Annotated in this window: 13 protein-coding genes; 6 read left to right on the top strand and 7 right to left on the bottom strand. The window is 48.7% G+C overall.

Annotation, left to right across the window (positions count from 1 at the left end):
• Positions 1-134: 134 nt before the first annotated feature.
• From acpS to recO, 3 genes are all read right to left on the bottom strand, one after another.
• Positions 135-512, bottom strand: a complete 378-nt coding sequence (gene acpS, locus ACTHTG_RS06800) for a holo-ACP synthase (RefSeq protein ID WP_003746639.1) — start codon at positions 510-512, stop codon at positions 135-137.
• Between the two features lie 88 nt (positions 513-600).
• Positions 601-1,329: a pyridoxine 5'-phosphate synthase gene (gene pdxJ, locus ACTHTG_RS06795; RefSeq protein ID WP_004520366.1), complete on the bottom strand. Its 729-nt coding sequence runs from the start codon at positions 1,327-1,329 to the stop codon at positions 601-603.
• Positions 1,330-1,398: 69 nt separating this feature from the next.
• Entirely contained in the window at positions 1,399-2,142 is a 744-nt protein-coding gene (recO, locus tag ACTHTG_RS06790; protein ID WP_049335205.1) for a DNA repair protein RecO, read from the bottom strand.
• A 140-nt stretch (positions 2,143-2,282) separates the two neighbouring features.
• Here recO and ACTHTG_RS06785 point away from each other — a divergent pair, with 140 nt between their 5' ends.
• A complete protein-coding gene (locus tag ACTHTG_RS06785) occupies positions 2,283-3,725 on the top strand; it encodes a patatin-like phospholipase family protein (RefSeq protein WP_440360583.1) in 1,443 nt (480 codons plus the stop codon).
• Between the two features lie 113 nt (positions 3,726-3,838).
• Positions 3,839-4,573: an epoxyqueuosine reductase QueH gene (locus ACTHTG_RS06780; protein ID WP_004520363.1), complete on the top strand. Its 735-nt coding sequence runs from the start codon at positions 3,839-3,841 to the stop codon at positions 4,571-4,573.
• 51 nt (positions 4,574-4,624) lie between these two features.
• Here ACTHTG_RS06780 and ACTHTG_RS06775 read toward each other — a convergent pair whose 3' ends face one another.
• The gene (locus ACTHTG_RS06775) at positions 4,625-4,957 is read right to left on the bottom strand and encodes a hypothetical protein (RefSeq protein WP_039862332.1); all 333 of its coding nucleotides are present in this window, start codon (positions 4,955-4,957) and stop codon (positions 4,625-4,627) included.
• A gap of 391 nt (positions 4,958-5,348) precedes the next feature.
• On the opposite strand from ACTHTG_RS06775, the gene nrdA reads away from it, so the two are divergent.
• The 4 genes from nrdA to yfaE all read left to right on the top strand — a co-directional run bounded on the left by nrdA (position 5,349) and on the right by yfaE (position 9,479).
• The gene (nrdA, locus tag ACTHTG_RS06770; protein ID WP_004520361.1) at positions 5,349-7,628 is read left to right on the top strand and encodes a class 1a ribonucleoside-diphosphate reductase subunit alpha; all 2,280 of its coding nucleotides are present in this window, start codon (positions 5,349-5,351) and stop codon (positions 7,626-7,628) included.
• A 121-nt stretch (positions 7,629-7,749) separates the two neighbouring features.
• Positions 7,750-7,899, top strand: coding sequence for a hypothetical protein (locus ACTHTG_RS06765; protein ID WP_004520360.1), 150 nt, complete (start codon positions 7,750-7,752; stop codon positions 7,897-7,899).
• A 41-nt stretch (positions 7,900-7,940) separates the two neighbouring features.
• The gene (nrdB, locus tag ACTHTG_RS06760) at positions 7,941-9,074 is read left to right on the top strand and encodes a class Ia ribonucleoside-diphosphate reductase subunit beta (RefSeq protein ID WP_004520359.1); all 1,134 of its coding nucleotides are present in this window, start codon (positions 7,941-7,943) and stop codon (positions 9,072-9,074) included.
• A 105-nt stretch (positions 9,075-9,179) separates the two neighbouring features.
• Positions 9,180-9,479: a class I ribonucleotide reductase maintenance protein YfaE gene (yfaE, locus tag ACTHTG_RS06755; protein ID WP_003686421.1), complete on the top strand. Its 300-nt coding sequence runs from the start codon at positions 9,180-9,182 to the stop codon at positions 9,477-9,479.
• A gap of 77 nt (positions 9,480-9,556) precedes the next feature.
• On the opposite strand, the gene ACTHTG_RS06750 is transcribed toward yfaE, so the two are convergent.
• The 3 genes from ACTHTG_RS06750 to uvrC all read right to left on the bottom strand — a co-directional run bounded on the left by ACTHTG_RS06750 (position 9,557) and on the right by uvrC (position 12,879).
• Positions 9,557-10,126, bottom strand: coding sequence for an acetate uptake transporter (locus ACTHTG_RS06750; protein WP_004520357.1), 570 nt, complete (start codon positions 10,124-10,126; stop codon positions 9,557-9,559).
• 134 nt (positions 10,127-10,260) lie between these two features.
• The gene (aroD, locus tag ACTHTG_RS06745) at positions 10,261-11,010 is read right to left on the bottom strand and encodes a type I 3-dehydroquinate dehydratase (RefSeq protein ID WP_004520356.1); all 750 of its coding nucleotides are present in this window, start codon (positions 11,008-11,010) and stop codon (positions 10,261-10,263) included.
• A 27-nt stretch (positions 11,011-11,037) separates the two neighbouring features.
• Positions 11,038-12,879 carry an excinuclease ABC subunit UvrC gene (gene uvrC / locus ACTHTG_RS06740; RefSeq protein ID WP_049335213.1) on the bottom strand — a complete coding sequence of 614 codons (1,842 nt, stop codon included), beginning with the start codon at positions 12,877-12,879 and terminating at the stop codon, positions 11,038-11,040.
• Positions 12,880-12,887 lie beyond the last annotated feature (8 nt).

The following is a 12,887-nucleotide window of genomic DNA, read 5'->3' as shown; positions in this document are numbered from 1 at the left end:
GCGGCAGGCGGCGACACCTGCCAATTTATACGTACAAAAACGATGTCGGGCCTATACGCCCGACCTTCAACAAATATCTAATCCTTCAGGCCGTCTGAAAAGGATGCTCTATTTCAGAATACTTAAATCCGGCCTTATTTTTCCGCAATGACAAAAGCCATAACGGTATCCTCTTCATCGCTCATACTGAGATGACAGCCGCGGATGCCCTGCTCTTCCAGCCATTTGCTCAAAGCCGGTGCAAAAAACAATTCAGGTTTGCCCAATGCGTCATGTCCGACACCGATATTGCGGAAGGACACCACGCCGCGTATGCCCGTCCCGACGGCTTTGGCAAAAGCCTCCTTGGCGGCAAAGCGTTTGGCAAGATAGTTGACCGGTTTACCTGCCTGCGGAAACTCCAACAGCTCTTCCGGGCTGAGAATGCGTTGCGCAAATGCCAGTCCGAATTTTTTGTTCAAACGGATAATGCGTTTGAGGGAAACAATGTCTGTACCGATTCCGTAAATCATGGGTCTGCTCCTTGTTTAAATAGTCAGGCCGTCTGAAAGTGTGAATACAGGCCAAAGCAAACCGCTTTAGCCTGTATGGCTGATGCCGTTAAGGCAGCATTCTGGCTCTGAACATGACTTCCTTCATTTGGCGGACCGCTTCAGGCAAGCCGAGGAAGAGTGCTTGGGAAATCAGCGAATGGCCGATGTTCAGCTCGCGGATGGCGAGAATTTGGGCAATCGGCGTTACGTTGTGAATGGTCAGGCCGTGTCCAGCGTTGACGATCAAGCCCAAATCGCTGGCGTAATGCGCACCGTTTTGAATGCGCTCGAATTGTTTCATCTGCTCGGCGTGGCCGTGTGCATCGGCATACGCACCGGTATGCAACTCGATAACGGGCGCGCCGACATCATAAGCGGCTTGGATTTGCGCGTTATCGGCATCGATAAACAAGGACACGCGGATGCCTGCGTCGGTCAAGATTTTGGTGAACTCGGCCACTTTATCCTGTTGCGCCAATACGTCCAAACCGCCTTCGGTGGTTACTTCTTGACGTTTTTCAGGCACGAGGCACACATCTTCCGGCATGACGTTAAGCGCGTTTTCCAGCATTTCTTCCGTCAGCGCCATTTCCAAATTCAGGCGCGTGCGGATGGCGTTTTTAACAGCGAACACGTCCGCATCTTTAATATGGCGGCGGTCTTCACGCAAGTGCATGGTAATCAAATCTGCGCCGTGGGTTTCCGCAATCAGCGCCGCTTCGACAGGGCTGGGATAAATCGTACCGCGCGCATTGCGGACGGTGGCAATATGGTCGATGTTTACGCCTAACAACATAATAATGTCCTTTCATTAAAGTTTCAGACGGCCTGAGCCTGCTCATATCACAGGCCGTCTGAAAAAAATTCAACTGCCCAAGCCAAACTGCTGCAACTGCTGCAAAACCTGCCGAGACTTGATGCCCTCGGGCAGAAGGTTGTCAATCAAAAGCCGCGTCACTTTCAAAGCCTGCCCCAGACTTTCCTGATGAACGAAACTGCCTTCCCTCAAATCAATTAACGTCGCGCCCAATACGGCAACGCCCTTATTGAGCGCATGGAAACGGTCGGCCTCGGCCAGGGGAACCACAGCCTCTTCCGGTGTGAGCCAATAAGTTTCTTCACCGTTGATTTCATTTCCGTTGCCGTCATGGAACAAATCGGGGGCAAAGCCCAAGCGTGTCAGCAGCGACCATTCAAAACGGCGCAAAGTGGCAATATGGTTGGCCTCGCAACAGATGGTTTTCATGGTCTTTGCCAAAACATCATAAAGCTCGGGCAACGGGTCTTCGCGGACGGTCAATTTCAGCATCAACTCGTTCACATACAATCCACTGAACAAAGCCCTGCCCTGCGGCTGCGGCCAACCGCCTATCCATTCGGCGCGATGCAGGGTCTTCAACTCTTGCGAACCATACCAAGACGCGCTCACCGGCACAAACGGCACCAACACGCCGCGCAATTCGCTCTGCCGTTTGCGCGCACTTCTGGCCAACAAAGCCACCCGCCCATAACGGCGGCTGAAAGCTTCCACCCACAAGCTGCTCTCGCGCCACGGGGCGGAGGCAAGCAGAAAGATAGGTTCGTGGTTGATGCGGTTTGGTTGCGCCATAAGGGTTTGGAAAGATAAAGATTGTGTCGATTATAACGGAAAATCGATGCAAAAAGGCCGTCTAAAAGTCCGCCTTCTATAAAGGCCGTCTAAAAACCTTTATAATCCGTTTTGAATGAACAACCGACTTTCCTGTGTTTATGCCGAAATTCCCTTTTAAATCTGCCCTTTCCCTGCTCTCCGCAGCCCTATTATCCGCCTGTTCGCTGGTGAAATATCAGCCTGTTGCCAGTATTGATACGGTCGACCTGCAACGCGGCTACCGCTTTGAAACCAGCCGGCTTCAGCACAACGATGAAGACGATACGCTTATTGTGTTGATGTTCTCCGGCGGTGGTACGCGCGCGGCGGCCTTGGGTTATGGCGTGTTGGAGCAGCTTCATAAGCAGCAGATTACTATCGGAGGCAAAAAACAGTCTTTGATGTCGAATGTCGATGTAGTGGTCGGCGTATCCGGCGGCTCGGTTTTGGCAGCTTATTTTGCACTCAAGGGCGAAGAAACCATTCCCTTGTTTTATAAACGTTTCCTACACCAAAACTTCCAACGCCAAGTCGTCAAACAAGCGTTTTCCATGTCCAACCTGCCCCGACTGGCCTCGCCTGAATACGGACGCGGCGATCTGTTGCAGGAGCAGTTTGAAAACTACCTTTTCGGCAAAACCACTTTCCGCGATTTGGAAAAAAATGCCAAGGGCCCGTTTGCCATCATTTCCGCCACCGATATGGGCATAGGCGAGCGTTTCAATTTCACGCAGGAATATTTCGACCCGATGTGTATCGACTTGGGCGACTTGCGACTTGCCCGCGCCGTCGCCGCATCCAGTTCCGTCCCCATGGTCTTTGCACCGATCACCCTAAACAACAACGGCGGACGCTGCAACTACACGCCGCCGATCAAAATCGAAGATGCAGACGACAGCGAAACAGGCAGACAACAAAGCCGCACCATAAAAGAATTTTACGAGCGCTTCCAAAAATACGCAGACGGGAAAAACCGACCCTACATCCACCTGATAGACGGCAGCCTGACCGACAATCTGGGTATGCGTAGCCTTTTGGATATGACGGAAATGTACCCGGAAAAAATCCTGACAAACAAAATCCTGCAAAACAACATCCGCCATATCGTCGTCATCAACGTCAATGCGCAAAACCAAGTCAGCAGCAATTTGGACAAAACTGCGGCCGTTCCCGGTTTCCGCGACGTCGTCTCCTCCATCGTCAATATCCCCATTGACCAAAACTCGCAAGAATCCCTGCGCCGTTTCCGTGCCTTCGTCGATCAGTGGAATAAAGACAAACAAACCGACGGCATCAGCTTCTCCTTCGTCAGCCTCAACCTCAAAGACCTCCCTCCTTCCGAGTTGAGGGAAAAAGTATTGAACATTCCGACCAGTTTTTATCTGCCACCAGAAGATGTGGACAACCTGCGCACCGCCGCGGCCGAACTGATGAAGCAGTCGCTGGACTATCGCAACCTGCTGGCAGAATTTGCGGCACACCCCAATCCAGACACCATCTTCGCAGCCCCGCCTCTGGATGAACAAGAGTTCAAGCCATTGAACGAAAAGAAAAAGCAGTAACAAACTGTTCCATAAAGTATTGCTCTGTTAAAATAGACAAATAGATTTCAACCCCTTCAGACGGCCTCAGAGATAAAGGCCGTCTGAAAAAATATCAAAAACAGAATACAACCATGACCGAAAAAACCACGCCTATCGTTACCGATATTGACCGCCCTATTCTCGTTCCGCCCGGCGGCCATAAAAAAGTCCTGCTGCATTCCTGCTGCGCCCCATGTTCCGGCGAAGTGATGGAAGCCATGCTTGCCAGCGGCATCGAATACACCATTTATTTTTACAACCCCAATATCCATCCACACAAAGAATATATGTTGCGCAAAGAAGAAAATATGCGCTTTGCGGACAAATTTGGCATCCCTTTTGTCGATAAAGACGATGACTACGAAAACGACCGTAAAGAATGGTTCGCCAAAGCCAAAGGCATGGAATTCGAACCCGAACGCGGTATCCGCTGCACCATGTGTTTCGACATGCGTTTTGAAAAAGCGGCGCAATACGCCCATGAAAACGGCTTTCATGTCTTCACCAGCTCACTGGGCATTTCACGCTGGAAAGACATGAAACAAATTAACGGCTGCGGCCATCGCGCTGCCGAGCCGTACGATGACTTGGTTTATTGGGATTTCAACTGGCGCAAAGGCGGCGGCAGCGCACGCATGATTGAAATCAGCAAGCGCGAGCATTTCTACCAACAAGAATATTGCGGTTGCGCCTACTCCCTGCGTGACTCCAATGCCCACCGCAAATCGCAAGGCCGCATCCCCATCAAGCTGGGCGTGTTGTATTACGGTGATGAATCCACCCAATACGAGCCTCAAGCCGAAAACAAAATCATTGTTGAGAAATAAATATCAAAGGCCGTCTGAAACATTCAGACGGCCTTTGTTTAAATCAGACGATTAACGGCGGCGGAATTTGCCGTGATCAAAATCATCAAATGCCTGATAAGCAGCTTGGCATTGAATTTTTTGCTCGGCATAAGACAAACCGCGGAACGCTTTTGCCGCTTTACGGTTTTCCCTCAACTCGGCCTTATTGCCTTTGTAGCGATACCAAGCGGCACGGCGCTCAAGGTATCTCTTACAAGCAGGATGCAATTTGTTTTTCTTTGCCTGCTGGTGTTTGCTCACATGATGGCCATGCGGTTTGGCCGCAACTTCGGCAGAATAAGTACCCAAGCTCAATACGGCAACCGCCGTCAGTGCGGAACCTAAATTTTTCAACATTAACATGATTCGCCTCCTAAATAGTTTTTCCATTATATGTTTCGCCAGGGCACCGGCAAAACGCCCATTTTTTACATGACAAAAATGTGGTTAATTACTACATCATACTACTTGCTTTGCAAAATTTAACACTCCTTCCATTTAGACGAAACCTGAATATAAATTTCTTTATTTCATAAGCCTCTAGCCAATGTCTGGCAAAATGTGATGCAAACGCAAAATAATGCCAAATCGCCACAAAGCCACATAAAATCTAGTTTAAGCCTCCCATCCCCTAATCCACACCCCGAAAAAAGCGCATTGTCAAGTCTAGTTAAACAAAGAAAAATACATTATATTGTGCCGTTCAAAGCAATCACATACCGTATCTTGTGTTTTTTAATGGGAAGACTGAACAATGAATGCAGCAACGAATATTAAAGTAACCAAACGCGACGGACGCTTGGAAGATATCAATTTAGACAAAATCCACCGTGTTGTTACTTGGGCGGCGGAAGGCTTACAAAACGTCTCCGTATCGCAAGTCGAGCTCAAATCACATATTCAGTTTTACAACGGTATCCGTACCGACGACATCCATGAAACCATCATCAAGGCCGCGGCCGACCTGATCTCACAAGATACGCCTGATTATCAATATCTGGCCGCCCGCCTCGCCATTTTCCATCTGCGTAAAATCGCTTATGGCGAATTCGAACCGCCCCACCTCTACGATCACGTTAAAAAACTGACCGAAGCAGGTAAATACGACCGCCACATCATCGCAGATTACAGCCGCGAAGAATTCGACGAGCTGAATGCCTATATCGACCACAGCCGCGATATGACCTTCTCTTATGCAGCCGTAAAACAGCTGGAAGGCAAATATCTGGTTCAAAACCGCGTTACCCGCCAAATTTATGAAACGCCGCAGTTCTTATATATTTTGGTCGCCATGTGTCTCTTCAGCAAATATCCGAAAGAGACCCGTTTGGATTACGTCAAACGCTTTTACGATGCCGTTTCCACATTCAAAGTATCGCTGCCTACACCTATCATGAGCGGCGTGCGTACGCCTACCCGTCAATTCTCAAGCTGCGTGTTGATTGAATGCGACGACAGCCTTGACTCCATCAACGCCACCACCAGCGCGATTGTGAAATACGTTTCCCAACGAGCAGGCATCGGCATCAACGCCGGCCGTATCCGTGGCTTGGGTAGTGAAATCCGTGGCGGCGAAGCACAACACACCGGTTGTATCCCATTCTTCAAAATGTTCCAAGCGGCGGTTAAATCCTGCTCGCAAGGCGGCGTACGCGGTGGCGCGGCAACCTTGTTCTACCCATTGTGGCACATCGAAGCCGAAAGCCTGTTGGTATTGAAAAACAACCGCGGCGTAGAAGACAACCGTATCCGCCAACTGGACTACGGCGTGCAAATCAACCGTCTGCTGTACACCCGCTTGATCAAAGGCGGCAATATTACCCTGTTCTCGCCGAATGAAGTTCCGGGTTTGTATGATGCCTTCTTCGCCGATCAAGACGAATTCGAGCGCCTCTACACTCAATACGAGCAAGATCCAAACATCCGCAAACGTACTTTGCCGGCAACAGAATTGTTCTCTACCCTGATGCAGGAGCGCGCCGGTACCGGTCGAATCTACATCCAAAACGTTGACCACTGCAACACGCACAGCCCGTTTGATCCACACGTTGCGCCTGTTCATCAGTCCAACTTGTGTATGGAAATCGCCCTGCCGACCAAGCCTTTGGATAACATCAACGATCCGAACGGCGAAATTGCCTTGTGTACCTTGTCTGCCTTCAACTTGGGCGCATTGAACAACTTGGACGAACTGGAAGAGCTTGCCGATTTGACCGTACGCGCACTTGATGCCCTGTTGGATTATCAAGACTATCCGGTTGCAGCAGCACGCACCGCAACCATGAACCGCCGCACGCTTGGTATCGGCGTCATCAACTACGCCTACTATCTGGCGAAAAACGGCGTACGTTACAGCGACGATTCCGCGCTCGGCCTGACCCACCGTACCTTTGAAGCCATGCAGTATTACCTGCTCAAAGCATCGGTAAACCTTGCCAAAGAATACGGCGCATGCCCGCTCTTCAACCAAACCGTTTATTCGCAAGGCAAACTGCCTATCGACACCTACAAAAAAGACTTGGACGCCGTGTGCAGCGAGCCTTTGCATTACGACTGGGAAAGCCTGCGCGCTGGCATCGTCAAATACGGCCTGCGCAACTCTACCCTGACCGCACTCATGCCGTCTGAAACCAGCTCGCAAATTGCCAACGCCACCAACGGCATCGAGCCTCCACGTGGCCTGGTCAGCGTTAAAGCATCAAAAGACGGTATTTTGAAACAAGTCGTACCGGAATTTGAAACCCTGAAAGATGCCTACGAAACCCTGTGGCAGCTTCCGGGTAACGAAGGCTACCTGAAACTCGTCGGTGTAATGCAAAAATTTGTCGATCAATCGATTTCCGCCAATACCGCCTACGACCCGAACAAATTTGAAGGCAGCAAAGTTTCCATGAAACAAATGCTCAAAGACCTGCTGACCGCCTATAAATACGGCGTCAAAACCCTGTACTACCACAACACCCGTGATGGCGCAGACGATACGCAGACCGATATTCAAGATGACGGCTGTTCGGGCGGGGCTTGTAAGATTTAAAATAGGCTGATTTTTGAAATATATCCAAGGCTTCTAGATAGTAGAAGGCTTTAAGGATTTTCTTAAATTAAAACCTACTACTATATGAAGCTAAGTTGTTATTTTCCAGAAAAGGAAAAATATGGATGCCATTTGGTCATTCTTAGCTGAATATAAATTTTATGTATTTATTAGTGTTCTTTTAGTCTTCGCTATTTTAGGATGGCACTTTATTGATAAAATTCAACATGTTTCATATGGTGAATTAACAATTAATAGAAAAGTCGACTAATTTTTAAAAAGAGAGACATTATGTCCTGCGAACACCTAACCATGTCATACAGCACCTTTTCCAAAACCAAAAACGACGCGCTGAAAGAGCCGATGTTTTTTGGTCAACCGGTAAATGTCGCCCGTTATGACCAGCAGAAATACGAAGTATTTGAAAAACTGATCGAAAAACAATTGTCTTTCTTCTGGCGTCCGGAAGAAATCGACGTGTCGCGCGACCGTATTGACTACGCCAATCTGCCCGAACATGAAAAACATATTTTCATCAGCAATCTGAAATACCAAACCCTGCTCGATTCGATCCAAGGCCGCAGCCCGAATGTCGCGTTCTTGCCTTTGGTGTCTATTCCCGAGCTGGAAACTTGGATTGAAACGTGGAGCTTCAGCGAAACCATCCACTCGCGCAGCTACACTCATATCATCCGCAATATCGTAAATGATCCGTCAGTCGTGTTCGATGATATTGTGCAAAACAAATACATCATCGCCCGTGCTGAAGACATTGCCTGCTATTACGATGATTTGATTGAATACACCCAATATTACAATCTGTTGGGCGAAGGTTCACACAATGTCGGCGGCAAGCTTGTTACCGTGTCTTTACGTGAGCTGAAGAAAAAACTCTATCTCTGCCTGATGTGCGTTAATGTATTGGAAGCCATCCGCTTCTACGTTTCATTTGCCTGCTCGTTCGCCTTTGCCGAGCGCGAATTGATGGAAGGCAACGCCAAAATCATCAAGCTGATTGCCCGCGATGAAGCACTGCATTTAACCAGCACCCAGCATATGCTGAACCTGATGCGTGCCGGTGCCGATGATCCTGAAATGGCTGAAATTGCAAATGAATTACAGGACGAGTGTTTCAATCTCTTCAAAAAAGCAGCCGAGCAGGAAAAAGAATGGGCGGCATATCTGTTTAAAGACGGTTCCATGATTGGCCTGAATAAAGAAATTTTGGCTCAATACGTTGAATATATTACCAATCTGCGCATGCAGGCGGTTGGCCTTCCTGCTGGATTTGAAGGTGCGACTCAAAATCCGATTCCTTGGATTAACGCATGGCTGTCTTCTGACAATGTACAGGTTGCGCCGCAGGAAGTAGAAATTTCCTCTTACCTGATTGGTCAGATTGATTCGGAAGTCAATGCCGACGATTTGGGCGATTTCGAGCTGTAATCGAACATTCGGTTTTATGATCAAGGCCGTCTGAACGGTGTGGCAGAAATCTTTGATTTCGTCTTTACACCGTTTCAGACGGCCTTTCCAATCCAAACAAATCATATGGCACTCATCAGCACACACGACAAAACCTTCCAACTCCAACAAGGCGAAACCTTATTGGAGGGCTTGGAGCGCACCGGTCACGAGGTTGAATACCAATGTCGCAGCGGTTATTGCGGTTCATGCCGGGTCAAAATCTTGGATGGAAAAGTCTCTTATGATAATTTTCCGCTCGCTTTTGTCGCGCCCGGAGAAATTTTGCCGTGTTGCTGTCGGGTTACTGAAGACATCAAGCTCGATTGTCGGGAGCGCATCAAAGAGCCGGACTTATTTGATGTCGATTTATTTGAAGATAAATAAAAAATGCCGTCTGAACATTGTGGCCGAAATCTTTGATTTCATTTCCACCGTTCAGACGGCATTTTGTATGGTCAAGCTTACTTACGTTCGCCAACCGGCAAAACCGTCTTGCCGAAAGATTCGTTGATGACTTCTGCCGCTGCCAAGTAGAACGCACCAAGTGCAGTTACCAAGCCTAAGCAACCGCCGATATGGACGATGCTATGATTTTCCATGCCATCGCCAATACCCAATGCAAAGAAAGTCAGTGTCAAGCAAAAGAAAATACCGCTCAATACTTTAGGCTTGGTCAAGGTGGCCACAAACATCATTAGCGAAAACATACCCCATGCGCAGAGATACCAACCGATAAATGCCGGGGCTGTTTCACCTTTAAAAAAGATGGTAAACAAAGCCCATGTCCACCAGAAGGCGCCATAGCTGATAAAAGCGGTAAAGCCAAACGTATTACCTTTCTTGAACTCAAACATGCCGGCAATAACTTGGGCGATACCACCAAAGGCGAGAGCCATGCCCAAAACTAAGCCGACACCCTCTTGAGCAGTAAAAAAGCCGCCGTTAATCAGGCTGAGCAACCAAGTTGTCAATGCAAAGCCACACAGGCCTACTGGACCTGGATTCGCCAGGTTTTCTTTAGTAGTAGTCATTTTATTTCTCCTCTGGTTATTAAAATAGGAAACCCATTGTTACCTATTTTATTTAAAATTAAAAGAAATAAATTTAAAAAAATCAGGCCATCTGAAAAATATTTTTCAGACGGCCTTGAATATTAATAATTAAACTATCCCAAAATTGCCAAGATTTTCCTTAATTCGTTGGCATCAATTTGGCCGGGGGCCGACGTTTTTTGTGCCGCACCAAAGGTAACGGCCGAGCCGAAAGTCGAGCCGGCCAAGCGACTGACAGCTCCGATTTTACCCATAGACATAGTAATAATCGGGCGGTCGATAATTTGTGAAACATCATATGTTGCCTGTAATAAGGTCAATACATCTTGCGACGATTGCGGCATCACGGCAATTTTGCAGATATTCGCGCCCCACTCGGCCATTGTTTTCAGACGGCCTGTAATATCTACCAAAGACGGCGTGGCTTGAAAATCGTGATTGCAAAGCAAGGCGGCAGTTTGATGTTCATGTGCCAAAGCTATGGTTTGTTTTACGCCATTTTCCTCGGCAAAAAGCTCAATGTCGATCATATCAGCTTGTTTGGAACGGATGATTTTTTCCAATAATTCAAAATAATAGTCATCCGAACAAGGTGTATTGCCGCCCTCTTGCGCCCTTCTAAACGTAAACAGTAAAGGCTTGTCAGGAAAAGCCTGTCGGACAATGCCTAATTGTTCGGTAATAAAATCGGCATCAAGCGCTTCTTGAAAAAAATCTGCACGAAATTCAATAATGTCAAAAGCCGTCTCTTTCAATACGCGCAAAGCCTGCTCCAATTCCTGCGTATTGGCGGCCACCAGCGGCACGGCAATTTTAGGCAGGCCTTTGCCGATCTCGATATTTTTGATGATGACAGGTTTCATATTGTTCCTTTTTGCTGTTCAAGCCAATCAGTGCAGATGCTCGTAAATGGTTTCCGCCAAGGCTTTGCTGATGCCTTCCACTTTTTCCAAGTCCTCGCGGCTGGCTGCAATCACACCGCGCAGACCGCCGAATCGGGTAAGCAATGCTTGGCGGCGTTTGCTGCCGATACCGGGGATTTCGCTGAGTGATGAAGTAACGCGTGCTTTGTCGCGTTTTTTTCGGTGGCCTGTAATTGCAAAGCGGTGCGATTCATCGCGTACGGTTTGCAATAAATGCAAGGCCGGGCTGTTGGGTGGCAGGCGGAAGACTTCGCCGGTAAAAGGCAGTATGAGTTCTTCCATACCGGCTTTGCGCTCAGGGCCTTTGGCGATACCGACCAAAGGAATGTGCAACCCAAGTTCTTCCCATACTGATACGGCTACGCCGATTTGCCCTTTGCCGCCGTCAATCAACACGACATCTGGCCATTTGGCGCTTTCGCCGTTGGCTTCGGCCTCCTGCATTTTGCCGTAACGGCGCGTCAACACTTCGCGCATGGCGGCGTAGTCATCGCCAGGCTTGGCGGTCGTGATATTATAGCGGCGGTATTGTGAAGGCTGGATGTTTTGCTCATCGTACACAACGCAGGACGCAATAGTGGCCTCGCCTTGCGTGTGGCTGATATCGAAACATTCAAGGCGGTTGAGGCCGTCTGAATCCATGCCGAGGATTTTGGCCAGTTCATCAATACGGTGTTGCTGACTGCTTTGTTGCAGGCGGCGTTGTGCAATCGCCATTTGTGCGTTTTGTTCCGCCATTTTCAACCAGACTTTTCGTTCGCCTATGGTTTTGGTGACAAATTGCATCTGCTTGCCGTGTTCGCCTTCCAAAGCCTCTTTCAGCACATCGGGAACGGGAAAGTTGCTGATGATGATGTCGGGTTTGCTTTTGCCCAGATAGTGTTGAGCGACGAAGGCTTCGGCGTAATCTTGCCCGTTTGGCTCGGGATCGTTTTTGGTGTCAGGGAAAAAGCTTTTATCGCCGACATGCCGTCCGCCGCGTATGCTGACCCAGTGTACGCAAACCAGGCCGTCTGAAACCGCCAGCGCGAGCAAATCAATATCGTTGGGATTGTTCGGATTTTTGCTGTCGATAAACTGATTACTCTGCATGATGCCGAGTGCTTGGATTTGATCGCGGTAACGGGCAGCTTCTTCAAATTGCAGATTCGCGGCGGCAGTTTGCATCTTGTGTTGCAAGGTGCGCGTCAATTCGTCGGTTTTGCCATTGAGGAAAGTTGCGGCCTCGCGCACGCTGTCGCGGTAATCTTCTTCGCTGATGTGGCCGACACAAGGCGCGGTGCAGCGTTTGATTTGGTACAGCAGACAAGGACGGTCGCGATGCTCGAATACGCTGTCTTCGCAGGTACGCAGCATAAAGACTTTTTGCAACACTTGAATGCTGTCGCGCACGGCGTTGCTGTTAGGATATGGGCCGAAATATTGATTTGGTTTCTTCAGCGTGCCGCGGTAATACGCCATTTGCGGATATTGATGGCCGCTGAGCATCAAATAAGGATAGCTTTTGTCATCGCGGAAAAGAATATTGTATTTCGGCGACAAGGCTTTGATGAAGTTGTTTTCGAGAATCAGCGCTTCGGCTTCAGAACGCGTGATGGTGGTTTCGATATGGTGAACCTGTTTTACCATCAATGCGATGCGCGGCGAATGGTCGTTTTTTTGGAAATAGCTGGAAACGCGCCGCTTGAGATTGACCGCTTTGCCGACATACAAAACATTGTTGTCTTCGTCAAAAAAACGGTACACGCCCGGTAGATTGGGCAGATTTTTCAGAAAAAGAGGTAAATCGAACGGTTCGGTTGCGCTCACGGGATTTT

The organism is Neisseria sp. P0017.S009 (genome assembly GCF_051957375.1).
Taxonomy (GTDB): domain Bacteria; phylum Pseudomonadota; class Gammaproteobacteria; order Burkholderiales; family Neisseriaceae; genus Neisseria; species Neisseria perflava.
The sequence above is the reverse complement of the archived record's forward strand: the minus strand, read 5'-3'. Positions and strand labels throughout refer to the sequence as shown.